Source organism: Sanguibacter sp. Z1732 (genome assembly GCF_051020515.1).
GTDB lineage: Bacteria > Actinomycetota > Actinomycetes > Actinomycetales > Beutenbergiaceae > CALKWS01.
In genome coordinates this window covers 4165481-4190864 of record NZ_CP194857.1, presented here as the reverse complement: position 1 = coordinate 4190864, position 25384 = coordinate 4165481, and the positions used below count along the sequence as shown (strand labels likewise).

The following is a 25384-nucleotide window of genomic DNA, read 5'->3' as shown; positions in this document are numbered from 1 at the left end:
GGTGACAGTACCCCACCAAATGGTGACGTGCAACCATGTGGGTACACCTATTTGGTTACACACTGTTACCGCAGTGGTGCTACAGTGCACCACATGGAGACAACGTCCGAACGCTTCAATGCTGCGGTAGGCGCACAGATGCGCGCCGAGATAGCCGCCCACGGCTATAACGTCAAGTCCGCCGCCGAGGCGATGGGCATTGCTCGCGGCGTGTTGATCCGCTACCTAGAGGGTCAGCGCAACATTCCGATATCGGTCGCGGCCAGGCTCGCGGACCTCCTCGAAATGCCGCTATCCACGCTGATCCAGCGGGCCGAGGATCGCGCCGCGACCAAGACTGACGACTAGCCTTCGATCTGCGGCGCGTCCTGCGTGCCCGGTACGTGCGCGGCCATCAGTGCCGCTGCGCCGACCTGGGCATCGACCAGTAGGTGCGCGTAGACCTGGCTGGTGGTGTTCAGGGACTCGTGCCCTAGCCGGTGCTGGACAACCTGGGCAGGGATGCCGCCCATCAGCGACCACGACGCATTGGTGTGCCTCAGCGAGTGCGGGGTGAGATCCTTCGTGATGCCCGCGCCGGTCAGCGCACGGCGCCACTGACGCTCGCGGAACTGGCCGGGATGGATCGACCCTCCGGCGGGTGTGGTGAACACGAACTCGCTGGCATCCTTGCCCCTCATCAGCGGGGCGAATACTTCCACCTGGGCCGCGTCGAGCACGATGGTGCGCCGCCCGCGCCGGGACTTGGGGGACCCGAGGTAGCGCCCGGCGTAATTCTCTCCAGTCTTCCACGCCCGGCGCACCCGGACCGATGGCATCGCCGGGTTGAGGTCGAAGTCACGGACCTGTATGGCGGTGGCCTCGCTGATGCGGGTGCCGGTGGCGACCAGGAACAGCAGCAGTGGCCGGTAGTGGGGGTCCATGTGCTGCCAGAACCGGGCGAACTCTTCGCGGGTGAATATCTCCCGGTCAGCATCCTCGGAGTCACTCGGCATCCTCACCCCGCGTGCCGGGTTGGCGGCGATGACGCCGAGGGGGTCCACGGCGTAGGCCAGGACGGCAGACAGTAGTCCGTGGGCGTTCTTGATCGACTTGGGCCGGTAGAACTGCACCTCGGGCACTGGCCGGCCTTCGCGCTTGGCCTTGGCGCGAGCCTTGACGGATCGCTCCGTCTCGGTGCGGCGCTGTGCAGCGACCCATTCACTGACGGCTTGGCGGGTGATGGCGTCCACTGGTAGCGGACCGAGGGAGGGTAGCCAGGTGCGCTGTGCCATGCGCAGATACTCCGGGCCGGTTCCCTTGGCCGCGTCGGCGTCGAGTGAGCGCAGGTAGTCGTCCAGCACCTCACGCAGCAGCGGCACGTCTTGGTGTCGCGGCCGGATCGGCGCTCCAGGACGGTCAGTGCGGCCTCGGGTCCGATGCGTTCGATGAGGTCCTTCATCTCGGCGGCGCCCTCGCCGGTGCGGATGGTGGGGGTCCACCGCAGTTTGCCGTCGTGTCGATAACCCACGCGCCAGGTGGTGATCTTGCCGTCCCTGCTGGTGCGTTTCTGGATGCTGGCCATGGTCTGTTACGCCTCCGTGGATTGGGTTACGGCGCATCAGATGTTACCAAGGCTGGTTACCATGCGTTGCCGATCCGGTGCGATATGGCCTCTGACCTGCAACGATACTGGGGTGAGTGACGGGACTTGAACCCGCGACATCCGCGACCACAACGCGGCGCTCTACCAGCTGAGCTACACCCACCAAGGTGCCGAGGATCACCCGGCGCCGACCAGTGTACCCAACCGCAGTCGATGAACGCCCCCGCCAAGGCGCTACCGCAGCGTTGGCTTCATCACCCTCCGGCTCACTCGCCGCGGGGGGATACCGGCTCCCGCACACCGGCTCGCGGGCTCAGGCCGGTCAGCCCGGTCAGGGTGGAGGACTCCGTGACGGCCTTGGCCGCGGTCTTGGCGGCGACGGAGTCCGGTCCGGGGTGGTCCGGGAAGAGGATGGCGCGGTAGTAGCGCAACTCGTCGATGCTCTCGGCGATGTCGGCCAGGGCGCGGTGGCCACCATCCTTGGCCGGGGCGTTGAAGTAGGCACGGGGGTACCAACGCCGGGCGAGTTCCTTGATCGAGGACACGTCGATGATCCGGTAGTGCAGGTGCTCGGTCAGTTCGGGCATGTCCCGATCGAGGAATACCTTGTCCGTGCCCACCGAGTTCCCGGCCAGCGGTGCCTTGCGAGCCTCGGGTACGAAGGTGCGCACGTAGTCCAGCACCTGCTCCTGGGCCTGGGCCAGTGTGAGGCCCTCGTCGAGCAGGTCCAGCAGTCCCGACTCGGTGTGCATCCGCACCACCACCTCGGGCATGTTCTCCAAGGCCTTGGGCGGGGGTTTGATCACCAGGTCCAGGCCCGCGTCAAATGCGGTCAACTCCGAGTCGGTGACGATCACCGCGATCTCCACGAGCGCGTCGTTGACCGGATCGAGACCGGTCATCTCGCAATCGATCCACACGATCGGATCCTTGATCACCGTCGGGGGGTCCTTGCGTTCACTCACGCCGGCCACCCTATCGTCGCGCCCTGTCACGCGGGTGCCCTCCGCCGTCGTCCGTCACGGGCGACGGCCTTCCCACCGCCGGGCTGCCGCACGGATTTCCTCACGACCCAGCCTCAAGCACCGCTGCACCGATGGCCTCTCCGAGTACCTCCGCGCCCGCAGCGGTGGGGTGCACGCCGTCGTCGGCCATCCCCTCGGCGAACCGGTCCCCGGCACGTAACCCGGCGGCGGCATCGACCCACGTCCACCCCTGATCGGCGGCGAAACCCCGCAGGAACTCGTTCAACTCGGTGGCTGCCTCCGGAGCCGAGTCGATCGGCGGCACCGAGGACAGCACCACCTCCTCCACCCCGGCGACCTCAGCGATCCGGGCCAGGTTCGACCCGATCTGCTCGTGCGGCATCCGCCCGGCATCGTTCGTGCCGGCCAGGATGACCAGCACGTCGGCCTCCAGCGCCGGGGTCTCGGAGGCCATCTGCTCGGTGGAGGCGCCCCACACCGCCCAGCCGCCGACGAACCGCACCTGCGGGCCGACGGCGTAGCCCACCCAGGATTTGGTGCCCACCTCTCCGGCCGGCAGATCCGGACTGTTGGCGTCGGTGATCGAGTCGCCCACCGCGGCCATCCGGATCGCATCCTCGGCCGGTTCCTCGGTGGGGGAGGGCTGGGTCGCACCGGAAGCGCAGGCCGTCAGGATGACCCCAAGTGCCAGGGCGACGCCGAGGAGCCGCAGGCGGGGCGAACGCGCCCGGGCCGGCCGCCGGGGGGCGGCAGCGCTGGTTTCGCGGGTGCGGTGGTGCGCCGGTCGGAGGCGGGGAGGGAGCATCGACGCCCACGCTAGTGCCGGCCGCCCCGGAGGGCAGGCCCGTCGCCACCGGGCGCAACCGGGCCGGGCTGCCGAACCGGTGAGTGGGGGCTGGATCAGATCAGTCGTACCGGGAGGGTCGCTCAGCCACCCCGCCGCGGCAGCTATCATCGAACGATGCGCTCCGTGACCACCCCTGCCGGAACGGGTTTCAACCCGGTGCACCGGACGCTCCCGCCGGGGGTGGGCACGAACGGTCAGGTCTGCACCTGGGGCGCCCAACTCGCAGGAGCCGCACCACCCGAGCGGTGGACGTTGAGCCGCGGCTAGGAGCGCCCAACCGGGCCCGAAGGCCGCTTGCGAACCCACGACGAACCGAGTGAGGTCCTGGTGTTGGTGACAATCCTGGCCGGCGCGGCCCTGCTGGCGCTGGTGGCGCCGTTCGCCGGCCGCGCCCTGGGCGCGGGCGCCGGCTGGCTGCTGGGCGCCGGGTTGGCCGGACTGTGCGCGGCGGTCGCGGCACTGGCCCCCCAGGTGTTCGGTGGGTCGCCGGTGGTGCAGACCGTGCCCTGGATGCCCACCCTGGATGTGCACCTGATGCTGCGCCTTGACGGGCTCTCGCTGGTATTCGCGCTGCTGGTGCTGGGGATCGGCGCGATCGTGCTTGTCTACAGCGCTCGCTACCTGGGTAGGGGACCCCATGCCGGCTTCTACGGTTGGATGAGCGCCTTCGCCGCCGCGATGCTGGCACTGGTGCTGGCTGACGACGTTGTCGTGATGTTCGTGGCGTGGGAGATCACCACCCTGTGTTCGTTCTTCCTGATCGCACGCTCCGGCCCGAGCGCACGCGAGCCCGCCATCCGCACCTTGCTGGTGACCGTGGCCGGCGGCTTGTCCCTGCTGGCCGCGGTGGTGGTGATGGTGGTGGCCACCGGCACCACCAGGCTCAGCGCGATCCTCGCCGATGGGATCTGGGCCGAGCATGGCGTCCTGACCACCACGGTGCTGGTGCTGGTGGTGCTGGCGGCGTTCACCAAGTCCGCCCAGTTCCCCTTCCACGCATGGTTGCCCGATGCGATGGCCGCAATCACCCCGGTCAGCGCGTACCTGCACGCCGCCGCGATGGTCAAGGCGGGGATCTACCTGCTGTTGCGTTTTTCCGCCGCCTTCGCCCAGGTGCCCATCTGGAACGTGCTGCTGATCAGCGCGGGACTGACCACCGCCGTGCTGGGGGCGGTGGTGGCGTTGCGCCAGCATGACCTGAAGGAACTGGCCGCCTACTCCACGGTGAGCCAACTGGGTCTGCTGGTGGCCGTGATCGGGGTGGGCACGCAGGAGGCGATGGTGGCCGGTGTCGTGCACACCGTCGCCCACGCACTGTTCAAGGGGTCGCTGTTCATGCTGATAGGTGTGGTGGACCGTCAGGCCGGCAGCCGGGACCTGCGCCGCATCGGCGGGGTGGTGCGCGCGATGCCGCTCACCGCGGTGGCGTTGGTGGCCACGGTGGCCTCGATGGCCGGCATCCCGCCGCTGCTGGGATTCGTCTCCAAGGAGAACCTGTACGAGGCGTTCCTCAGCGTCGAGGGACCCTGGGGCCCGGTGTTGGCCGGGGTGGCCGTGGTGGCCTCGGTGTTTACGGTGGCTTACTCCGGACGGATCCTGTGGGGGCTGCTGGCCCGGCCGGCCTCCCCGGCCTCGCGCTCCGAGTCGGTGGCGGCCGCTGCGGATGATGCAGCCGCGCCGGCCGCCGGGGGCGCCGAGCCACGTTCTGAGAGGAAGCCGCGTGAGGCCGCGGTGCCGTTCTGGCTGATGGCCGCCCTGCCCGGCCTGGCCGGCCTGGTGGTGGGTGTGGCCCCGTTCCTGCTGGACACCCTGGTCGCTACGGCCGCCGGGGCTGCCGCGGGTACCGGTATCGAGGTGCACCTGGCCCTGTGGCACGGGCTGAACGTGGCGCTGGTCCTCTCGGCGATCGCGGTCGGATTCGGTGCCGTGGCGATCCGGGCCCGAGGGCGTATCGACGTGATCATGCAGGCCCGCAGTTTCCCGTTCTCGGCGCTGGGCGTGGTGGACGCCACCCGGCGGGGCATCATCAGCCTGGGGGTGCGTGCCGGTGCCCCGACGGCTTCCAACGCCCCGGCCCGGCACCTGGCCGTCCCGATGGTGATGATCGTGCTGATCGCCGTGGTGGGCCTGGCCCGGTTCGCCGGGTTGCCCCAGGTGGTCGGGACCCGTAGCCAACCACTGGACTGGCTCCTGGTGGTCCTGATCGTGGGCGGCGTGGCCGGTGCGGTGCTGGCCCCCACCCGGGTGGCGGCGATCGTCGTCACCGGCGTGGTGGGGTTCTCCACCACGCTGTGGTACTACGTCCTGGGCGCGGCCGATGTGGCGCTGACCCAGTTGCTGGTGGAAATTCTGACCGTGCTGGTGATGGTGCTCGTGCTGCGCCGACTCCCGGAACGATTCCGGCCGGCCTCCAACCGGCGCCGCCTGGGTGCGGGCGCCCTGGCGCTGGCCGCCGGGGCGGCCACCACGGTAGGGGTGCTGGCCCTGACCGGCCGGCGCCCGCTCTCCCCGGCCGGGGAGTTCTACCTCATGCGAGGAGAGGACCTCTCCGGGGGGCAGAACGTGGTGAACACGATCCTGGTGGACTTCCGCGCCCTGGATACCCTGGGCGAACTCACGGTGCTCGGTGTGGCCGGGGTGACGGTGGCCGCGATCCTGGCCGCCCGGGACCCGCTGGCAACCCAGCGGCCGGACCCACCGTTGCGCCACGGCGGCGGTCTGGCCGACTCGGCCCACAACACCATCTTCATCCGCACCCTGCAGAAGTGGGTCGGTCCCGCCGTCGTGGTGTTGTCGGTGCTGTTTCTGGTCCGGGGGCACAACCTGCCCGGTGGCGGGTTCATCTCCGCCCTGATCGGCGGGGCGGGGTTCGGGCTGAGCTACCTTGCCGCCCCGCAGGACAAGCAGTTCCGCCTGCCACCGATGGCGCTGATCGGCTCCGGCGTACTGGTCGGGACCGGGATCGGTCTGGTGGGCCTGGCCGACGGCTCGTTCCTGCGGCCGCTGCACGCCTACCTCTTCGACATCCACCTGACCACCGCGCTGGTCTTCGACGTCGGGGTCTACCTGGCCGTGATCGGTGTGGTGCTCGCCTCGATCAACCTGCTCGGCTCCGAGCGTCCGCCTACCAGAGTGCGGCGGGACACCACCGGCCCACCAGACCAGCCCAGCGGAGCCTCCATGGAACCCCCGTCCGCAGCCGCCGCCGGGAACGCGCGCTCCGGTGACCCGCATGCACATACCAGCGGCGAACCCGCGCCAGTCGCTGCCGGGGAGGTGGAGCGGTCATGACCTTGGCCCTGACTGCCGGCCTGCTGATCGCCGGGGCGGTGTACCTGATCCTGCAACGGGAGATGTTCCGGGTGATCCTGGGCTTCATCCTGTTCTCCCACGGAGCGAACCTGATCCTCTTCGCCGCCGGTGGCACCAGCCAGCGTGCCGAACCCATCGGTGGGGACCTGGACCCGGCCACCGTGGCCGACCCGCTCCCGCAGGCGTTCGTCCTGACCGCGATCGTCATCGCCTTCTCCATCACCATCGTGATGCTGATGCTGGCCGTCGCCGGGCGCCGGGCGGACGATACCCACGACTCCATCCCCGATGACGCCGACGACGACGGCAGTGCCGAGCACGACGGGGACGCCGGCAGCGCCGAGGACGCCGGGCGCGCCGAGGACGACGGGGACGCCGGGCGCGCCGGGGCCACCGCTGGGGCCGACCCCGGCGGCGCACCCGCCCGGGGGGTGCAGCCGCGATGATGACGACGCTACTGACGCTCTTCGTTGCGGTGCCGCTGCTCACCGGCGGCATCCTCATCACCCTGCCCCACCGGGTGCGGTTGCACCAGGTGACCCTGCTGGTGAGCCTGGCGGGTCTGACCGGCTTCGCGGTCGCGGTCGTGGCAGCCACCTCCGGCGGCGCCGTGCTCGCCCACGGAGTTGCCGACTGGCCGTTCGGTATCTCCATTCCGTTCGTGGCCGATGCGTTCTCGGCGCTGATGCTGACCGTCACGGGGCTGTTGGCACTGGTCTGCTCCTGGTTCGCGCTGCTCACCCAGGTGGGGCGCTCGAAGTTCCTTGCCCCCATGGTGCTGGTGCTGGTGGCCGGGGTGAACGGTGCGCTGCTGACCGGGGACCTGTTCAACCTGTTCGTGTTCATCGAGGTCATGCTGCTGCCCTCCTACGCCCTGTTCGTGCTGGCGGCGCCCGGGCGCGGGGGGCTGCGCCAGATCTCCGGGGCCCGGCTGTATGTGACGGTCAACCTGCTCACCTCCACCGTGTTGCTGGCCGCGGTCGCACTGATCTACGGGGTTGCGGGGACGGTCACCATGGCTGAACTGGCCGGCCTGGCCGCCGAGAACGGGACCGTGGCGATCGGGGCGACCGTGGCCCTGCTCGCCCTGTCGATCAAGGCCGCGGTGGTTCCGGTGCACGGGTGGCTGGCCCGGGCCTATCCCGCCACGCCGCCGGCGATCAACGCCTTGTTCTCCGGGTTGCACACGAAGGTGGCGATCTATGCGATCTACCGGATCTACGCGGTCCTGTTCGACGGCGACGAGCGGTACCTGTGGGTCGGGGTGGTCGCCTTCACCCTGACGATGGTCATCGGCGTGATGGGCGCGGTGGGGGAGACCCGGGGCCGCACCGTGCTGGCGTTCCACATGGTCAGCCAGATCGGCTACATCCTCATGGGCGTGGCCCTGTTCGGACCGCTGGGGCTGACCGCGGGCATCTTCTACCTGCTGCACCACATGATCGTGAAAGCCTCGCTGTTCCTGTCCGTCGGTGCGGTGGAGGCCACCTACGGCACCGACCGCCTCGGGAAGGTCGGTGGGGTGGCCAGGCGCGACCCGGTGCTCGCGGTGGCGTTCTTCATCGCGGCGCTGTCCCTGGCCGGACTGCCCCCGTTCTCCGGATTCGTGGCCAAGTACAGCCTCATCCTGGCCTCCATCGATGCCGGGCAGGTGGCCGCGGCCGTTGCGATGGTGGTGGTCAGCCTGGTCACGTTGCTGTCGATGCTGAAGATCTGGTCGGGAATGTTCTGGGGCAAGGCCGACGACGACGGACCTGCCCGGGTGGGCCCTGCACCTGCCGCTGAGGGGCCTGAGCCGGCCACCGCCGCTGGTGGTACGGCGACGAAGACGCGTTCCGCCGTCATCGGTCGTGTCGGGCTGCGCCTGACGCTGCCCGCGCTCGCGCTGGCTGCGGTGACCTCCGCACTCGGTGTGGGTGGGGAGGCGCTGCTGTCGTTGGCGGAGGTGGCCGCGGGCAACCTGTCCGACACCTCCGCCTATGTGGAGGCGGTGCGAAACTCATGAGTTGGTTGACCTGGCCGGTGCGCATCGTGGTGTTCTTGTTCTGGTTCGCATGGGCGGTGATCACCGCCAACCTGGCGGTGGTGCGCGATGTGGTCACCCCCGGGCAGGGCTCCACCCCCGGCGTGGTAGTGGAATTGCGGACCCGGTGCGGGACGAACCTGGAGGTCACCCTGCTCGGGGTGATCATCACCCTGACCCCGGGCACGCTGACGATGGGAACTCACGTCACCGATGACGGCACCCGCACGCTGTACGTGCACGGGATGTACAACACCTCGGCAGAGGACCTGGCCGGGGACCTCACGCAGATGGAGTCGTGGTTGTTGTGGGCGATGCGACGCAAGGGGGTGGGCACATGATCGGGCTGGATGTGGCCATCGTGGTCCTGGTGCTGGTGGCGCTGGCTGCCACGATCAGGATGCTGCAGGGCCCGAGCAACGCCGACCGGGCGGTAGCGGCGGACCTGCTGATGTTCTCCGTGCTGGGCCTGATCGCCCTGATCGGGGTGCGCTCGGGCTCGATCGCCACGTTCGACCTGCTGCTGATCGCCTCACTCGTCGGGTTCCTCTCGGCGCTGTCCCTGGCCCGAGCCCTGACCAGAGGGAGGCGATGACCGTGTGGGAGATCTCGGGCAGGTGCTCATCCTGGCCGGCACCGTGCTGTTCGCGGTGGCCGGTCTCGGGCTGTTCCAGTTCTTCGACGTCTACACCAGGATCTCGGCGGTGGGCACCGCCGCGGGGCTGGGCGTGGCGCTGGTCGTGGTCGGGGCATTGTGCCTGCAGCCCGGGCTGTCCCACACGGTGAAGGTGGCCGCGATCGTGGTCTTCCAGCTCACCACCTCGGCGGTGGCCACCTCAGCGATCGCGCGGGCCGCCTACCTGTCCCGGGCACCCCTGCGCCGGCTCAGTTTCGATCAGTTGACGCCGACCGAACCGGACACCCGGGCGGGCGAGGAGGACTGATCCGCCCCCTCTCAGCGAGAATCGGGCCGCCCGGCGCCGTGGGCTCACTCGGCCGGGTGACCCAGCGGCATGATGCCCAGGGCGGTGTGGCCGGTGGGCAGCAGCGGTGCGGCCGCATCCGCCATCGCGGGGGCAGCCAGCCCGCCGATGAACACGGTGCCATGCCGGTGGCCGAGGCCCACAGGTAGAGGTTCTGGGCGATCAGACCCGCCTCGAGCCAGGCGAACCGCTCACCCTGTCCGGGGCCGAGTTCGGCGAAGTAACCGTCGGCATGCTCGGCATGTGTGCTGAGTAGCACCAGCATCGGGCAATGGGCGGCCCACGCCGCATCCACGGTGGCGCGTGCGAGCCGTTCGCGGTGATCGCCGGCGGTGCGCCTCGTGAGCCGGTGCACCGCGCCGTCGTACTCGTAGGCCCCGGAGGCCAGGTCGCGGACCTGTCCGATGATCGCCGTCACGGTGACCAGGTACTGCCCGCGTGCGGTGGCGTGTGCGGCGCCTGTGACCCGGCCGGCGGCGTGCCGCAGTGCGCCGCCGAGGTCCGCGATCCCCAGTACGGAATCCGGGAAGGACTTCACCGACCTCCGGTGGACTAGGAGCGGGCTCAACGGCGTCTCGGGTCCGGAGGGGAGGGCGACGCTGATCGGTCCGCTGGGATCAACTCCGGTCACGATCCTGCCCCTCCCGGCGCGTCCGGGCCGTGGCCTTGCCCGGCGCGGAACAGTTCGAACACCACCGAGTGGTCCTGCTCGCCCCACCCACGCCGTTCGACCTCCAGGAAGAGTTGGGTGAGTAGCGCGGTCATCGGGCTCGGGGTGGCATCGGCCATGAACGTCTGCATCGCGTAGCGCAGGTCCTTGAGTTGGTTTGCGGCACTACCACCCAGGGAGTAGTCGCCGGTGAGGAGTTTGTTCTGTTTGAGTTCGAGCACGGCGCTGTTGGCCAGCCCACCGGAGAGGATGCTCACGGCGTCATCGAGGTCCAGGCCACCACGCTCGGCCATCGCCAGCGCCTCGGAGGTCGCGGCCAGTGCTCCGGCGACGATCACCTGGTTACACAACTTCATCAGCGAACCCGCCCCGAGTTCCCCCATCCGCAGCACGGTGCCACCGACCGTCTCCAGCACGGGCCGGACGGCCTCGGTGTCCGCTTCGGAACCGCCCATCATGATGCTCATGGTCGCCTCACGTGCGCCCTTGTCGCCGCCGCTCATCGGGGCATCGACCACCCCGACGTCGTACTCGGCCAGATCCGCGGCCAACGCCCGGACCTCACCCGGGGAGGTGGTGCTCATCACCACCAGGCGCGCACGGTCCAGCCCCGCCAGGCCGGCCAGCAGCCCTTCCGGCCCGAACAGCAGGGTGCGCAGCTGGGCCACGTCTGGCAGCACCGACAGGACCACGGGGGCGGCCGCGTCGTGGGGTGTTCGTGCCCGCGCGGCGCCGACGGACTCCAGGTCCGATGCGGGTCGGGGCGAGCGGTTCCAGACCGTGACGTCGTAACCGGCGCCCACCAGGTTGCGCGCCACCGGGGCCCCCATCACACCCAGCCCCATCACCGCCACCGGGCCTTGGGTGGCCCGCGACTCTGCTGCTCCAGTGGGCGTGGTACGCATCGACGTTCTCCCGGCTCATGATCAGGGGCACTGGCTCGTTCCCCCATTGTGGTGCCACACGGGGCGAATCCGTATATTCGATGGACCGGGCAGCGCACTGGTTGCCGTGCACCAAGGAGGTCATCCGAGCATGCTTTCCCCCTATCCGGCGGCGGATTTCCCCAGCCAGGCCACGGCAATCGTCACCGGCGCCGGCTCGGAGCGCGGCATCGGCCGGGCGACCGCGCACCGGCTGGCCCGGGAGGGGTGGGCGGTGGCCGTCCTCGACCTGGACCAGGACACAACCGATCGCGTTGCCACCGAGATCACCGATACCCACGGTGTACCGGCGCTCGGGCTGGGGCTGGATGTGCGTGATCAGGACCAGGTCGGCGCCGCCGTGGAGCGAGTGGTCGCCGAGATGCCGCAACTGGTGGGCCTGGTCAACAACGCCGGAGTGAGTTCGCCCGTGCCCTTCCTCGAGGTCGCCGGTGAGGAGTGGGACCGGGTGGTCGACATCAACCTGCGCGGGACCTTCCTGGTCTCCCAGGCGGCCGCCCGGGTGATGGCGCAGCATCGGCTCGGGCGCATCGTCAACATCTCCTCCACCTCTGCCCAGCGGGGTGGCGCGGTCTACAGCCTGGCCGCCTACGCCGCATCCAAGGCGGGTGTGATCGGGCTGGCGAAGACACTGGCGCGCGAACTCGGCCCCCTGGGCATTACCGCCAACACGGTCTCACCCGGCGCCATCGACACCGACATCATGGGTGGGCGCCTGACCGATGATCGTAAGGAAGTGATGCTCAAGGACCTGCCCGTGGGCAGGGTGGGCACCGTGGACGACGTCGCCCACGTCATCGCGTTCCTGCTCGGCCCCGAGGCCGGGTACCTCACCGGCGTCACCTACGACGTCAACGGCGGCTCACACATCGCCTGACGGCTCTCAGAGCCGGTGCAGGCCGAGCCGGAAGCCGATCCCGAGTGCGGCCACCACGGCGGCGGCGAACACCCAGCCGGAGGCCGCCAGGGCTTGGGTACCGGACAGGAACACCCCCACCGTGCAGCCCAGGCCGATGATCGCGCCCCAACCCAGGAACACCCCGCCGACCACGGCGGTTCCGGTGCCGCGCAGGGTCAGGGGTTCGATGCTGAACCTGCGTCCGGGCAGGGCCGCTGCCAGGGAACCGGCGACGATGCCCGCCACCAGCCAGCCGTTGGAGGTGATCGCATCCACCACCAGGGCCACGCAGCCGCGCAGGGTCTGGTCCAGGCCGAGCAGGGTATGGGGGAGTAGCCCGGCAGAATCCAGACCGGTACGGGTCAGGCCGGAGAGTTGGGAGGTGACTCCAAGCGGTTGATCGCGCAGGAACGCCAGGAACCCGATCACGCCCACACCGGCACCGGTGGCCAGCGCAGGCCAGCGGTTGACGAACACCGACCCGTGCACGCTCTGCGCGGTGACCCGCGCGGCCGGGCGGGCCGGCGTTTGCGGGTTCCAGCGCAGCAACCACACGCCGATCAACACCAGCACGCCCAGTTGCAGCACCGTCGCGATTCCGTAGCCGCCACCGGAGGGCAGCCACGGAACCGGCGCACCGGCGATGGCATGGGTGTAGATCGGGTTCCAGGTGGCAAAGCCCACCCCGAACCCTACGATTGCCCCGCCCAGGGCCGGCAGCGCTCGCAGGCTGCCCTCGCCCAGGCGGTACAGGTGCCCGGCGATGCACCCACCGGAGATCACCACCCCCAGCCCGAAGGCCAGCCCGGCGGCCACCAGAGCCAGGCTCACCGGGCCGATATGGGCCTGCCCGGGCAGGTTCCCGGCGGTCGGATCGGGTAGGCGGATGGAGAAGACCAGCACGTAACCGACCGTGCCCACCGCGATGGCGGTGAGGATCGAGTACATCCCGCGAGTGTTCTTCTCCTCGAAGGCGTCGCGGAAGATGCAATAGAAACAGAACCGGCCGCGTTCGAACAGGATGCCCAGTCCTGCCCCGGCCAAGAGCGCGAACGAGGCGCTGGAGCCACCGACGCCCGCGCCCCGGGTGGCGCCCAGCCACCAGGCGGTACCCAGCAGCGTCAGCGCGATCGCCACCGCGATCGTGGTGCGCACGGTGTCGGCCCGTGTCCATCGGGGCGGGCTCGGCACGATCGCCTGGGACACCCCGTTCTCAGGCGCGGTCAGGACCGACGCCGCAGCGCCGTCGTCGGCCACCTGCGTGGCAGCCGACGACGGTGCTTGTGGTTGAGACGTGCTCAACTCTGGCCCCACAAACCGCCGCGCTCACCGGTGTTGTTCGTCACCGGCACGCCGACGGAGTTGCCCCACTCGGACCAGGAGCCGTCGTACACGGCCACCTCGGCGCCCAGGATCTGGCTGAGTGCGAACCAGGTGTGGCTGGCGCGTTCACCGATGCGGCAGTAGGTGATGATCGGCTCGGAGAAATCCACCCCGGCCTCGGTGTAGATGGACCGGATCTCATCGGCGCTCTTGTAGGTGCCGTCCTCGTTCACGATGTCGCCCCAAGCCACGTTCACCGCCCCGGGGATGTGACCCCACACCGCGGCGCCCTCACCGTCGAAGATCGCCGGGTCAACGCCGATCTCGCCGTTGTACTCACCTTCGGAGCGGATGTCGATCAGGGTGGCGTTGGCCTCACCCTCGACGATGTCGAGCACGTCGGGCTGGAAGGCGCGGATGTCGAAGTTCTGCGGTTTGGCCACGAAGTCGCCACGTTCGCGCTCGGGGACCTCCTGGACCAGTTCGCGCCCTTCGACCTGCTCCCACTTCTTCAGCCCGCCGTCGACCAGCCGCACATCGGGTACGCCGTAGAGGTTGAACACCCAGGCGGCGTAGGCGGCGAACCAGTTGTTGTTGTCCCCGTAGATGACCAGGGAGGAGTCGGTGTTCAGGCCCAGGCCCTGCAGCAGGTCGGTGATTTCGCCGGCGTCGAGGAACTCGCGGGTGTTGGGCTGGACGAACTCTCCGGTCCAGTCCACGTACTGCGCACCGGGGATGTGCCCGTCGACGTAGGCGGTGAGCTCGGACGTGGGCAGATTCTCGCTGACGTCGATGAGCACGATGTCGTTCTCTGCCAGGCCCTCATCGATGCGCTCGGCCAGCCAGTCGGTGGAGACCAGAACGTTCTCCAGGTCCTCATCACCGCCCTGGTGGACATCGTCGAAGCCGCGGTGCTCCCCGACGGCGAAACTCGTGATGGTGGTCGAGGCCACCTCTGCGTCGGCGACGGAATCGCTCGCGGCCGACGCGGTTTGCTCGGCGGTCTCGCTGCTGGCGTCGGCCTCGGAGCCGCCGCCGGCGATCAGGGCGCCGGCGGTGGCGGCCAATGCGGCCACGGCCACGAACGCGATGCCGGTGGTCAGGCTCTTTCGGCTCGAGCCCCGGCCCTGCTCGGTCGGCTCGGACGGGGTGGGCTCGGGTGCGTCGGGAGTGCTCATGGAAGACCTCTCGGTGTGGGTTCGGGGCAGCGACACCGGATCTGCCCGGACCGCCTGTCGAGGAACCCTAGGGAGGCCGCGGATGGTGGCGTCTTGGTCACCCCGATCCGTTCGCATCGTGAGACGGAAGACTCAGCGAGAGAGTCGAGAACCCCCGTACCTCTTGTGCACCGCCTGCTTGGAGATCCCCAGTGAGGCAGCGATCTGGGCCCAGGACGCGCCGTCGTTCCGGGCGCGACGCACCAGCACGGCCTCGAGGCGATTGGCTTCGGTGCGCAGGGATTGCAGGGTGGCCAGATCGGTCAAGGGGGCGCCTGCGGAAACCTGGGCAGCGAGATCGACGAGGGATGCCATGGGGTCAGCATGGGCCGGGTGCCGACCGGGTGTCAATGTGCGTTGACGCGGCGGGCAGGGTCCGGGTATTCCCACGCCGGCAGGGGGTGCGTAGATTGGCCCGGTGACGTCTTACTGCGCGCTGTTGCGTGGGATCAGCCCGAGCAATCCGGACATGCGCAATGACCGGCTCCGCGCCGTGTTCACGCGGCTGGGCTACGCGGACGTGGCCTCGGTGATCTCCAGCGGCAACATCCTCTTCCGCACCAAGGAAGCCCACGCTGCCGCTCTGCTGGAGGACCGTATCCAAGCCGCGCTGCAGCAGGACCTGGGCATCGAGGGGGGAACGATTCTGCGCACCCGCGCCGAACTGCAGGCCCTGGTGGACCTGGACCCGTTCGCCGGATTCACCCACGGCAAGTCCACCTACCTGACGGTCACCTTCTGTAAGCACCCACTGGATCCGGTGCCCGAGCGCTTCCCCGAGCCAGACCTGCCCGGCGCGCGCGTGCTCGGTTACGACGCCGATGCCCGGGCGGTCCTGGCCATCACCGACACCACCGGGGTGAAGACGCCGGACCTGATGAGTTGGCTACAGCGCCGCCTGGGCACCGGCATCACCACGCGCACCTGGCTGACGGTCACCCGGATCCTGAATAAACTGCCGCAGGAGGACTGAGGCCTGCGGGTGTGGGCCCTCCGCGCGGTGACTAGCGGGGCGCTGGGGAGTCAGGGGAGAGTGGGTCCTCGGCGGGGGGCCGACGGCGTGGCTCGCCCGGGCGAGCCCGGTGCTCACAGGTAGCGGGCGTAGCCGCGCAGGGTGAAGAACTCCTCGAACTCCTCGCCCAGTGCCACCTCCCGGAAGAGTTCGATGGCATCGTCGAGACGATTGGACGATCCGTCACCGCCACCCTCGTCGGCGATCTCGCGGGAGATCCGGGCAGCCTCGTTGCCGATGAGGCGCTCCACCAACTCGGTGGTGACATCCAGGCCCTCCTCCAGACGCACGGCCTGGTTCACCCATTGCCACACCTGGGTGCGGGCGACCTCCACGGTGGCGGCATCCTCCATCAGGTGGTCGATCGCGACCGCGCCCTGGCCCTGCAGCCAGGCCTGCAGGTACCGCAGCGACACGGCGATGTTGGAGCGCAACCCTTCGTAGGTCACGCCGCTGCCGGCGGTGTGCAGCTCCAGCAGGTCGCCCGGGTCGAGGAAGTCCTCGCGCTGCCGCTCGAGCTGGTGGTCCCGGCCGCGCAGCGCCGGGCCGAAGGCGTCGCGTGCGGTGTCAACCAGCCCCGGGTGGGCCACCCAGCCGCCGTCGAAACCGTCCTCGGCGTCCCGGGCCTTGTCCGCCCGGACCCGCTGCAGCGCCCTGAGCGCCGCGGGCCGATCGGTGCGGCTGGGCAGGTAGGCGCTCATGCCCCCGATCGCGTGGGCGCCACGCTTGTGACAGAGAGCGATCATGCGTTCGCAGTAGGCACGCATGAACGGCGTGGTCATCGTGACCGCTGCACGGTCGGGCAGGACGGCCTCGCGGCCCCTGCTGCGCAGGGTTTTGATGATGGAGAAGATGTAGTCCCACCGCCCGGCGTTCAGCCCGGCGGAGTGCTCGCGCAGTTCATACAGGATCTCCTCCATCTCCAGGGCCGCCGGCAGGGTCTCCACCAGCACGGTGGCCCGCACTGTGCCACGCGGGATGCCGTAACGGTCCTGGAGGAAACAGAAGACCTCGTTCCACAGGCGTGCCTCCAGGTGTGACTCCAGTTTCGGCAGGTAGAAGTAGGGGCCCTGGCCGCGCTCGATCAGAGCCTGGGCGCAGTGGTGGAAGTACAGCCCGATGTCGACCAGTGCCGCTGCGGGGTGCTCGCCGTCGACGAGTAGGTTCTTCTCGGGCAGGTGCCATCCGCGCGGGCGCATCATCACGGTGGGCCGGTTCGGCCCCACCCGGTAGGCCTTGCCGGCCGTGGAGGTGAAGTCCAGTTGCCCGGTGGTGAACCGGATCAGGTTGAGTTGGGCGGCCATCAGGTTCGCCCAGGTGGGGGAGGTGGCATCCTCCAGGTCGGCCATCCACACATCGGCCCCGGAGTTCAGGGCGTTGATCGCCATGGAACGGCTCACCGGCCCGGTGATCTCCACCGTGCGGCGTGCCAACCCCGGTCCCGGCGGGGCAACCTGCCAGGTGGGGTCCTCGCGCACCGTGCGGGTCTGGTCCAGCAGGCCCAGGGCCTCACCGGCCGCGATGCGCTCCTGGCGCGCCACCCTGGCCTTCAGCAAGGTATGACGACGACGGCCGAACCGGCGGTGCAACTGCGCCACCGTGTCCTGGGCCCCGGGGGTGAGAACGGTCCCGGCCTCGGGCACCGGCGGTCCGCTGATCCGCACCGACGGCGTGGCCGGGCTGGCGCCGGGGTGTGCGGCCGGCGGCGTCTGGGTCGTTGGCGACATCGTGGGGGTGCTCATCAGAACTGCTCCTCTTCGGTCGAGCCGGCCAGCGCCAGCGTCTGGGAGGTGGGGTTGAGTGCGGTGGCCACCCGGTCGAAGTACCCGGTGCCGACCTCTGCCTGGTGCTTGACGCCGGTGTAGCCGCGCTCGGCGGCGGCGAACTCGGCCTGCTGAAGCGCGGCGTAGGCGCTCATCCCGGTGCGGGCGTAACCGTGGGCGAGTTCGAACATGGAGTGGTTCAGGGCGTGGAACCCGGCCAGGGTGATGAACTGGAAGGAGTAACCCATCGCGCCCAGTTCGCGTTGGAACCGGGCGATCTGGTTCTCATCCAACGCGGCCTCCAGTTGAACGACGGCGAGCAGTTGTAGGCCAGCATGGTGCCCGGATGCTCGGCCTGGATGGCCTCGGCGTACCGGCGCGCGAAGCCCAGGTCCGGGGTTCCGGTCTCCACCCACAGCAGGTCCGCATAGGGGGCGTAGGCCAGTCCGCGAGCAATCGCCGTCTCCTCACCGGCACGGGTGTGGAAGAAGCCCTCGGCGGTGCGCTCGCCGGTGAGGAAGGGCTGATCGCGCTCGTCCACGTCGGAGGTGATCAGGGTCGCGGCCAGGGCGTCGGTTCGGGCGACGACCAGGGTGGGCACGTCGCTGATGTCCGCGGCCAGCCGGGCGGCACCGAGGGTGCGGATGTGCTGTGCGGTGGGCACCAGCACCTTCCCGCCCAGGTGGCCGCACTTCTTCTCACTGGCCAGTTGGTCCTCGAAGTGCACTCCGGCCGCACCGGCGGCGATCATGGACTTCATCAACTCGAAGGCGTTCAGGGGGCCGCCGAAGCCCGCCGGCATCGGCGACGATCGGGGCGAGGAAGTGCTGGCTCTCGCCGCCCTCGGCGTGGGCGATCTGCCCGGCCCGCAGCAGGGCGTTGTTGATGCGGCGCACCACCGCCGGCACCGAGTTGACCGGGTAGAGCGACTGGTCGGGGTAGGTCTGCCCGGCCAGGTTGGCATCGGCGGCGACCTGCCAGCCGGACAGGTAGATCGCCTGCAGGCCCGCCTTGACCATCTGCACCGCCTGGTTGCCGGTCAGCGCGCCCAGTGCGTTGACGTAGTCGGTGGTGTGCAGCAGGCCCCACAGCCGCTCCGCCCCGAGGCGGGCCAGGGTGTGCTCTTCGACCACCGGCCCGCGCAGGGCGATGACGTCCTCGGCGGTGTGCTCGCGGCGCACCCCGGCCCAGCGGGGCTCGGTGGCCCACCGATGGCGTAACTCCTGGGCGGGGTCCGCTCCTGCCCCGTCCGGCTGCGGGGCGCCGTTGGTGTCCGTCAGGTCGGTTCCGGTGCGGTGATCGCTCGCGGTCATGGTCATCGTCGTCTCCTTGGATCGGTGCGGGATGCCTTATCGGCCGGACTGGCCATGACCCGAGCCTGGACAACGTTGTGCCGTACTTCTACGCCAAAGTTCGTGAAAGAACGGCGCTTCTTTCGCTATGGTGAGGAAATGTCCCTCACATCCGCGACCAGAGCGGGAAACACCGTCCTGACCGTCGGGCGCCGCATCCGGCACTTCCGCACCGCGGCCGGCATGACGCTGGATCAGGTGGCCGCCCAGGTCGGCGTGGCCGCCAGCCAGTTGTCGCTGATCGAGAACGGCCACCGGGAGCCCCGCCTGACCCTGCTGCGCACCTTGGCCGAGGCCCTGGGCACCACGGTGGCCGACCTGCTCGATGAGTCACCGCCGAGCCGGCGCGACGCCCTGGAGATCGAACTGGACGCTGCCCAGCGCGGCTCGCTGTACCGGGCACTGGCGCTACCCACCGTGCGTCCCGGGCGCAAACTCCCGATGGAGGCCCTGGAGGCGCTGGTGGGTTTGCACGGCGAACTGGCCCGCCGCTCCAACGAGGCCAGTGCCACCCCGGAGGAAGCCCGTCGCGCCAACACCGAACTGCGCCGGGACATGCGCGCGCGGGACAACTACCTGGTCGAGATCGAGGAGGCCGCCGAGAGTCTGCTCTCCGCGGTCGGTTACACCGCCGGCCCGGTCACGCACCGCACCGTGGAGCGGATGGCCGACCACCTCGGGTTCACGTTGCACTACGCCAGGGACCTACCGTCGTCGACTCGTAGCGTCACGGACCTGGAGAACCGCCGGATCTACCTGCCGCCGCAGTCCATCCCCGGCGGGCACGGGCTGCGCTCCCTGGCACTGCAGGCGCTGGCGCACCGGGTGCTGGAACACACCCAGCCGCGTACGTATGCGCACTTCCTACGCCAGCGTCAGGAGATCACCTACTTCGCCGCCGCGGTGCTGATGCCCCGCCACCAAGCGGTGCAATTCCTCGCCTCCGCCAAGAAGGACCGGGAGTTGTCCATCGAGGACCTGCGCGATGCGTTCGGGGTGACCCACGAGGGTGCGGCGCACCGGTTCACGAACCTGGCTACCTCTCAGTTGGGGATCCGGGTGCACTTCGCCCGGGTGGGGCGGGACGGGACGTTGTACAAGGGATATGAGAACGATGACGTCACCTTCCCCACCGACGTGACCGGTGCGATCGAGGGGCAACTGGTGTGCCGGTACTGGACCTCCCGGACCGTGTTCGATCACGCCGACCGGCCGGGGGAGTTCCATCAGTACACCGACACTCCCTCCGGGACGTTCTGGTGCACCGCCCAGATCGGTACCGGCGCCGGCGGTGACTTCTCCATCACCATCGGTGTGCCCTTCGCCGACGCGAAATGGTTCCGGGGCAGGGATGCCACCTCCAGGTCGCTCTCGCGCTGTCCGGACCTGAGTTGCTGTCGTGAGCCCGAGCCTGCTCTGGCCAGGCGGTGGCGGGCCTCGTCCTGGCCGAGTGCCAAACTGCACACCCACATCATGCAGGCCCTGCCGGGCGGGACGTTCCCGGGTGTGGATGACTCCGAGGTCTACGCCTTCCTGCAGACACACGCTCCCGATCAGGAGTGATCGGACCCGTCCGCACGAGCCCGGGGGCGCGGTGGGATGAAAGCCGGAGCTCGATCGGTTGTCCCCATTGGCGGTGCCAGTCGGCACCGTCCCGTCTGTGAAAGGTGCCCGATGCCGCTTCCGCTCTCTATCCTCGACCTTGCCACCGTTGCCCGTGGTCAGACTGTTGCCGAGTCACTGGCTGGAACCGTGGCGCTGGCCCAGAAGGCGGAGGAGACCGGTTACCAGCGGGTCTGGTACGCCGAGCACCACAACATGGCCTCGATCGCGTCCTCGGCGACCTCGGTGCTCATCGCGCACGTCGCCGCCCACACCAACTCCATCCGGCTGGGCTCGGGCGGCATCATGCTGCCCAACCACGCGCCGCTGCTGATCGCTGAGCAGTTCGGCACCCTGGAGACCCTCCACCCCGGCCGGATCGACCTCGGCCTGGGCCGCGCCCCGGGCACCGACCAGAACACCCTGCGTGCGCTTCGCCGCAACCCCGCCTCGGCGGAGTCCTTCCCCCAGGACGTCCTGGAACTGCAGGCCTACCTGCGGGGCGAGAGCCGCATCGCCGACGTGGACGCCTACCCCGGCAAGGGCACCGACGTGCCCCTGTACATCCTGGGATCCTCGCTGTTCGGCGCGGAACTGGCCGCCGTCCTCGGACTGCCCTACGCCTTCGCCTCGCACTTCGCCCCGGCGGCACTGCACGAGGCGATCGCGCTGTACCGCAGCAAGTTCACGGCATCGGAGCAACTCGCCGAGCCCTATGTCATCGCCGCCTACAACGTCATCGCCGCTGATGACCAGGCCGACGCCGAGCGTCAGTTGCAGGAAGTCATGCGCAGCCGGGTGGCGCTCCTGCTGCGTCCGGGGGCCGAGTTCACCGACGAGCAGGCCGACGCGCTGCTGAAGTCACCGAAGGCCCAGCATCTGCACCAGATGATGACCTACAGCGCCGTCGGGACTCCGGACGTGGTGGGCCGGCAGGTGACGGAGTTCGCCGAGCAGACCGGCGCGGACGAACTGATGATCGCCCACCAGGGACCTCGAGTGGACGATCGGCTGCGTTCGGTCCAACTGCTGGCCGAGGCGTACCTCGCCTGAATTGATCGGGTTCACCCGCGGCGAGCAGTGTTCTGTAGCGACCTTCATCGACTCACATCGAAGGGAGAACCAGGTGCGAGCCTGGTCGACGCGGTCGAGGCCGCGACGAGCGGGCATCGCGCGACACCTCTGATCATCTGGGTCCGCGTATCGAGAGCCGTTGATGAACGAGGTGGGGCGTCTCGCCGCTCCGGACGCTGTGGCCGTGCGCGTGTGGGGAAGGACCTCCGCACTCGATCGTCGCACCGGGGACCACATGCCCGGCCGCGGCGATCCGCAACATCGTGCTCGGATTCGTTAACGAGCCTGGCGTCTCAAGGTGGCTTACCCACGCTGAGATCTCACAGGTGTGCTGGACGCTCTGGACGGACCTGACGGGGCACATCTCATTTGACAGGTCGACCCGTGGGATGCCCTATGCAACCCGGCAGTCCGAACCCCGCACCCGTCCGCTAGGAGCGAGGCGAGAACGGGGCCGATCAAGCCCGGAACGTCACAGGCCTGAACAACGACGCTTGGGTGCCCCCGGCAGGACTCGAACCTGCAACCTACGGATTAGAAGGCCGTTGCTCTATCCATTGAGCTACGGGGGCGCACCGAGCAGAATACCGCCGCGCCGGATCCCAACCCCCACCAGGGACCCGGCTCGTTCGAGTTGCAGGCACGCACGTCTGGTTGTTGGGTGAGCAGACGTCGTCGTACGAGGGAGCGCAAGGAGGCCACGTGTCCCGAGTTCGTGTGGTGGGGCCGCTGCTGGCCGTTGCCGTGGTGATGTCGCTGGCGGCCTGCGCCGACGACTCCGGGCCACCGACGCTGACCTGGTACATCAACCCCGACGACGGGGGCCAGGCCGAGATCGCCCAGACCTGCACCGAGGAATCCGACGGCGCCTACGTGATCCAGACCGCCCTGCTGCCCCGGGAGGCCTCCGATCAGCGCGAACAACTGGCCCGCCGCCTGGCCGCCCAGGACGCCTCCATCGACATCATGAGCCTGGACCCCCCGTTCATCCCCGAGATGGCCGAACCGGGCTTCCTGGCCGAAGTGCCCGAGGAACTGCAGGACACCGACGGCGTGGTTCAGGGCGCGATCGACTCGGCGACCTGGGAGGACGAACTGGTCACCGTCCCCTTCTGGGCCAACACCCAGTTGCTCTGGTACCGCGAATCCGTCGCCGAGGAGGCCGGGTTGGACATGAGCGAACCGGTCACCTGGGAGCAGTTGATCGAGGCTGCCGCCGAGAACGACCTGTACCTAGGGGTGCAGGGGGCCCGTGCGGAGTCCCTGACCGTGTGGATCAACGCGTTGGTGGCCTCCGCCGGGGGAGAGATCCTGACCAACCCCGAGGCCACCTCGGACGAGTTGGAACTGGACCTGGACTCCGAGGCGGGCCGGCAGGCCGCCGAGGTGGTCAGCCGGATCGGTTCGGAGGGCCTGGGCGGCCCGGGGCTGCCCACCGCCGATGAGAACGCCTCGATGAACCTGTTCCAGGGAGACGGTGGCTCGTTCATGGTGAACTGGCCGTTCGTATACCCCGCGATGATGGACGCGGAGTCCGACGTCATCGACGACCTCGCCTGGACCGCTTACCCGCGCATGGACGCCGATACCGAATCAGCCCCACCGGTCGGGGGCATCAACCTCGGCGTCGGTGCCTTCTCCAGCAACATCGAGGAGGCCTGGGAGGCGGTGGCCTGCATCGTGCAGCCCGAACACCAGGCCGAGTACTTCGTCACCAACGGCAACCCGCCCTCGGCGATCGAGGCCTACGACGACGAACGGGTGCAGGAGGAGTTCCCGATGGCAGATGTGATCCGGGACTCCCTGGAACAGGCTGCCCCGCGCCCGCAGACCCCGTTCTACAACGAGATCTCGATCGGGCTGCAGACCACCTGGCACCCGGTCTCCGGGGTCGACCCGGAGAACACCCCGGGCAGTTCCCAGCAGTTCATCACCGAGGTGCTGCGAGGGGAGCGGTTGCTGTGAGCGCCTCGGCCACGACCCGTCCGAGGGACCATAGCCAGGACCGGCCCCGCAAGAAACGTGCCTCCGACCGGACCCGCTCCGAGGCGCGGCTGGGCTGGTGGCTGGCCGGCCCTGCCTTCGGCCTGATGCTGCTCGTGACGCTCTATCCGATCGGTCAGGCCACCTTCGACTCGCTGTTCTCGCTGCGGTTGACCGCCCCGGACGAACGGGAGTTCATCGGGCTGAACAACTACGCGATGATCCTGACCGATTGGGCCTTCTGGCGTTCGATGCTGGTGACCCTGTTCATCACGGTCACCACGGTGGCGATCGAGTTGGTGCTCGGCTTCGCCCTGGCGATGATCATGCACCGGGCGATCAAGCGCCTGCGCGGGATCGTCAGGACCGCGATCCTGGTGCCCTACGGGATCATCACCGTGGTCTCGGCGTTCGCATTCTTCTATGCCTTCGACATCAACTCCGGGTACATCAACAACTGGTTCAGTTGGGTGCCCGGCATCGACGATGGCTTCAACTGGTTCGCCTCCCAAGGGCCTTCACTGTTCGTGATCGTGCTGTCGGAGGTGTGGAAGACCACCCCGTTCATCTCCCTGCTGCTGCTGGCCGGTCTGGCCCAGGTGCCCGGGGAACTGGAGGAGGCCGCCAAGGTCGACGGGGCCCGGTCCAGGCAGGTGCTGCGCAAGGTGACCCTGCCGAACATGAAGGCCGCAATCATGGTCGCGGTGCTGTTCCGGGCGCTGGAGGCGTTCCGGATCTTCGACAACATCTTCATCATGACCGGCGGCGCCAACAACACCGAGGCGCTGTCCCTGTTGGCCTACAACACCTCGATCGGACGCCTGGAGATCGGGATGGGTTCGGCGATCTCGGTGCTGCTGTTCCTCAGCGTGCTCTTGATCAGTTTCATCGCGATCAAGGGGTTCCGCGTGGATCTGTCCGGCGGGAAGGGGGACGACTGATGGGTATGACGACGAAGGGCAAGGTCGGCTGGGCCGTCGCCACCGTGCTGGTGCTGGTCTGGTCGCTGTTCCCGGTCTTCTCCATCCTGATGACCTCGTTCAAGACCCAGGCCGGGCTGTTCTCCGGCACGCTGCTGCCTCGGGAGTGGACTTGGGAGAACTACGCCGAGATCCTGGCCCCCGGGGGCAGCGCCCAGGACCTGTTCCTGCCTGCCCTGCGCAACTCCATCGGCATCTCGCTCATCGCCACCGTGATCGCGGTGGTGCTGGCCACCCTGTGCGCATACGCCATCGCCCGGCTGGACTTCCGCGGTAAGAAGATCATCCTGACCTCGGCGCTGGCCGTCTCGGTGTTCCCGGTCGTGTCCATCGTCACCCCGCTGTTCAACCTCTGGCGCGTGGTGGGCCTGTACGACACCTGGGCCGGGCTGGTCATTCCCTACCTGTCGTTGACGCTGCCGATCTCGATCTGGACGCTGTCGGCGTTCTTCCGGCAGATCCCCTGGGAGTTGGAGCAGGCCGCCCAGGTCGACGGCGCCACCCCTTTCCAGGCGTTCCGTAAAGCGGTGGTTCCGCTGGCCGCACCCGGGGTCTTCACCACCGCGATCATCGCCTTCTTCATCGCCTGGAACGATTTCGTCTACGGCATCTCGCTGACCTCCACAACCGCCGCACGCCCGGTGCCGGCGGCGCTGTCCTTCTTCACCGGGGCCTCCCAGTTCGAGGAGCCCACCGGGGCGATCTCGGCCGCGGCGATCGTGGTGACGGTGCCGGTGGTGGTCGTGGTGCTGATCTTCCAACGCCGGATCGTCTCCGGCCTGACCCAAGGCGCCGTCAAGGGCTGAGTCCCGCGGCCACACCAGCCACAC

At 69.0% G+C, this 25384-nt stretch carries 24 protein-coding genes, 2 tRNA genes and 1 pseudogene; 15 read left to right on the top strand and 12 right to left on the bottom strand.

Features of this window, described 5'->3' with window-relative positions:
* The first annotated feature begins 93 nt into the window (after positions 1–93).
* Entirely contained in the window at positions 94–348 is a 255-nt protein-coding gene (locus tag ACRRRO_RS21750) for a helix-turn-helix domain-containing protein (RefSeq protein ID WP_424797728.1), read from the top strand.
* On the opposite strand, the gene ACRRRO_RS21745 is transcribed toward ACRRRO_RS21750, so the two are convergent.
* From ACRRRO_RS21745 to ACRRRO_RS21730, 4 genes are all read right to left on the bottom strand, one after another.
* On the bottom strand, positions 345–1361 hold the full coding sequence (locus ACRRRO_RS21745) for a tyrosine-type recombinase/integrase (protein ID WP_434080835.1): 1017 nt from the start codon (positions 1359–1361) through the stop codon (positions 345–347). The two genes, ACRRRO_RS21750 and ACRRRO_RS21745, sit on opposite strands and share 4 nt — an antisense overlap.
* Positions 1362–1672: 311 nt before the next feature.
* Positions 1673–1748 (bottom strand) — tRNA-His (locus ACRRRO_RS21740).
* Positions 1749–1851: 103 nt separating this feature from the next.
* Positions 1852–2550, bottom strand: coding sequence for an oligoribonuclease (orn, locus tag ACRRRO_RS21735; protein ID WP_434080834.1), 699 nt, complete (start codon positions 2548–2550; stop codon positions 1852–1854).
* 100 nt (positions 2551–2650) lie between these two features.
* Complete coding sequence (locus ACRRRO_RS21730; protein WP_424797726.1) at positions 2651–3376, bottom strand: SGNH/GDSL hydrolase family protein; 726 nt, start codon at positions 3374–3376, stop codon at positions 2651–2653.
* Between the two features lie 156 nt (positions 3377–3532).
* On the opposite strand from ACRRRO_RS21730, the gene ACRRRO_RS21725 reads away from it, so the two are divergent.
* The 7 genes from ACRRRO_RS21725 to ACRRRO_RS21695 are packed head-to-tail and all read left to right on the top strand — an operon-like array spanning position 3533 to position 9697.
* Positions 3533–3685, top strand: a complete 153-nt coding sequence (locus ACRRRO_RS21725; protein ID WP_424788519.1) for a hypothetical protein — start codon at positions 3533–3535, stop codon at positions 3683–3685.
* Positions 3686–3745: 60 nt separating this feature from the next.
* Positions 3746–6709, top strand: a complete 2964-nt coding sequence (locus ACRRRO_RS21720) for a DUF4040 family protein (RefSeq protein WP_424797725.1) — start codon at positions 3746–3748, stop codon at positions 6707–6709.
* On the top strand, positions 6706–7176 hold the full coding sequence (locus ACRRRO_RS21715; RefSeq protein WP_424797724.1) for a sodium:proton antiporter: 471 nt from the start codon (positions 6706–6708) through the stop codon (positions 7174–7176). Before ACRRRO_RS21720 ends, ACRRRO_RS21715 begins: the two co-directional genes overlap by 4 nt.
* Complete coding sequence (locus ACRRRO_RS21710) at positions 7173–8735, top strand: monovalent cation/H+ antiporter subunit D family protein (RefSeq protein WP_434080833.1); 1563 nt, start codon at positions 7173–7175, stop codon at positions 8733–8735. Before ACRRRO_RS21715 ends, ACRRRO_RS21710 begins: the two co-directional genes overlap by 4 nt.
* Positions 8732–9094: a Na+/H+ antiporter subunit E gene (locus tag ACRRRO_RS21705; RefSeq protein ID WP_434080832.1), complete on the top strand. Its 363-nt coding sequence runs from the start codon at positions 8732–8734 to the stop codon at positions 9092–9094. The genes ACRRRO_RS21710 and ACRRRO_RS21705 overlap by 4 nt, the downstream gene beginning before the upstream one ends.
* On the top strand, positions 9091–9348 hold the full coding sequence (locus ACRRRO_RS21700) for a monovalent cation/H+ antiporter complex subunit F (protein WP_424788514.1): 258 nt from the start codon (positions 9091–9093) through the stop codon (positions 9346–9348). The genes ACRRRO_RS21705 and ACRRRO_RS21700 overlap by 4 nt, the downstream gene beginning before the upstream one ends.
* A gap of 4 nt (positions 9349–9352) precedes the next feature.
* On the top strand, positions 9353–9697 hold the full coding sequence (locus ACRRRO_RS21695) for a cation:proton antiporter (protein ID WP_434080831.1): 345 nt from the start codon (positions 9353–9355) through the stop codon (positions 9695–9697).
* Here the strand turns inward: ACRRRO_RS21695 and ACRRRO_RS21690 are convergent.
* Both ACRRRO_RS21690 and ACRRRO_RS21685 read right to left on the bottom strand, forming a co-directional pair.
* On the bottom strand, positions 9639–10274 hold the full coding sequence (locus tag ACRRRO_RS21690; RefSeq protein WP_434080830.1) for a nitroreductase family protein: 636 nt from the start codon (positions 10272–10274) through the stop codon (positions 9639–9641). The genes ACRRRO_RS21695 and ACRRRO_RS21690 overlap by 59 nt on opposite strands.
* Before the next feature lie 89 nt (positions 10275–10363).
* Positions 10364–11311: an NAD(P)-dependent oxidoreductase gene (locus ACRRRO_RS21685; RefSeq protein ID WP_424797720.1), complete on the bottom strand. Its 948-nt coding sequence runs from the start codon at positions 11309–11311 to the stop codon at positions 10364–10366.
* Positions 11312–11441: 130 nt separating this feature from the next.
* Between ACRRRO_RS21685 and ACRRRO_RS21680 the strand changes: the two genes are divergently transcribed.
* A complete protein-coding gene (locus ACRRRO_RS21680; RefSeq protein ID WP_424797719.1) occupies positions 11442–12227 on the top strand; it encodes an SDR family NAD(P)-dependent oxidoreductase in 786 nt (261 codons plus the stop codon).
* A gap of 6 nt (positions 12228–12233) precedes the next feature.
* Here the strand turns inward: ACRRRO_RS21680 and ACRRRO_RS21675 are convergent, their stop codons facing one another.
* The 3 genes from ACRRRO_RS21675 to ACRRRO_RS21665 form a co-directional block, all read right to left on the bottom strand.
* A complete protein-coding gene (locus ACRRRO_RS21675; RefSeq protein ID WP_424797718.1) occupies positions 12234–13550 on the bottom strand; it encodes a YeeE/YedE family protein in 1317 nt (438 codons plus the stop codon).
* Positions 13547–14749 (bottom strand): sulfurtransferase, encoded by a 1203-nt coding sequence (locus tag ACRRRO_RS21670; RefSeq protein ID WP_424797717.1) that lies wholly within the window; start codon positions 14747–14749, stop codon positions 13547–13549. The genes ACRRRO_RS21675 and ACRRRO_RS21670 overlap by 4 nt, the downstream gene beginning before the upstream one ends.
* A gap of 132 nt (positions 14750–14881) precedes the next feature.
* Positions 14882–15103, bottom strand: coding sequence for a helix-turn-helix domain-containing protein (locus ACRRRO_RS21665; RefSeq protein ID WP_424797716.1), 222 nt, complete (start codon positions 15101–15103; stop codon positions 14882–14884).
* A gap of 103 nt (positions 15104–15206) precedes the next feature.
* Here ACRRRO_RS21665 and ACRRRO_RS21660 point away from each other — a divergent pair, with 103 nt between their 5' ends.
* Entirely contained in the window at positions 15207–15761 is a 555-nt protein-coding gene (locus ACRRRO_RS21660; RefSeq protein ID WP_424797715.1) for a DUF1697 domain-containing protein, read from the top strand.
* Positions 15762–15874: 113 nt separating this feature from the next.
* Here the strand turns inward: ACRRRO_RS21660 and aceB are convergent, their stop codons facing one another.
* Together aceB and aceA are read right to left on the bottom strand one after the other, a co-directional pair.
* Positions 15875–17542, bottom strand: coding sequence for a malate synthase A (gene aceB, locus ACRRRO_RS21655; RefSeq protein ID WP_424797714.1), 1668 nt, complete (start codon positions 17540–17542; stop codon positions 15875–15877).
* Positions 17542–18876: pseudogene (aceA, locus tag ACRRRO_RS21650) on the bottom strand (isocitrate lyase). The gene aceB and the pseudogene aceA overlap by 1 nt, the downstream one beginning before the upstream one ends.
* Positions 18877–19014: 138 nt before the next feature.
* Between aceA and ACRRRO_RS21645 the strand changes: the two are divergent.
* Both ACRRRO_RS21645 and ACRRRO_RS21640 read left to right on the top strand, forming a co-directional pair.
* Positions 19015–20478: a helix-turn-helix domain-containing protein gene (locus ACRRRO_RS21645; protein ID WP_424797713.1), complete on the top strand. Its 1464-nt coding sequence runs from the start codon at positions 19015–19017 to the stop codon at positions 20476–20478.
* Positions 20479–20589: 111 nt separating this feature from the next.
* Complete coding sequence (locus ACRRRO_RS21640; RefSeq protein ID WP_424797712.1) at positions 20590–21570, top strand: LLM class flavin-dependent oxidoreductase; 981 nt, start codon at positions 20590–20592, stop codon at positions 21568–21570.
* A 520-nt stretch (positions 21571–22090) separates the two neighbouring features.
* On the opposite strand, the gene ACRRRO_RS21635 is transcribed toward ACRRRO_RS21640, so the two are convergent.
* Positions 22091–22163 (bottom strand) — tRNA-Arg (locus ACRRRO_RS21635).
* 178 nt (positions 22164–22341) lie between these two features.
* On the opposite strand from ACRRRO_RS21635, the gene ACRRRO_RS21630 reads away from it, so the two are divergent.
* The 3 genes from ACRRRO_RS21630 to ACRRRO_RS21620 are packed head-to-tail and all read left to right on the top strand — an operon-like array spanning position 22342 to position 25360.
* Positions 22342–23556: an extracellular solute-binding protein gene (locus tag ACRRRO_RS21630; RefSeq protein WP_424797774.1), complete on the top strand. Its 1215-nt coding sequence runs from the start codon at positions 22342–22344 to the stop codon at positions 23554–23556.
* A complete protein-coding gene (locus tag ACRRRO_RS21625; RefSeq protein ID WP_424797711.1) occupies positions 23553–24515 on the top strand; it encodes a carbohydrate ABC transporter permease in 963 nt (320 codons plus the stop codon). Before ACRRRO_RS21630 ends, ACRRRO_RS21625 begins: the two co-directional genes overlap by 4 nt.
* Positions 24516–24520: 5 nt before the next feature.
* The gene (locus ACRRRO_RS21620; RefSeq protein WP_424797710.1) at positions 24521–25360 is read left to right on the top strand and encodes a carbohydrate ABC transporter permease; all 840 of its coding nucleotides are present in this window, start codon (positions 24521–24523) and stop codon (positions 25358–25360) included.
* The last annotated feature ends 24 nt before the right edge of the window (positions 25361–25384 follow it).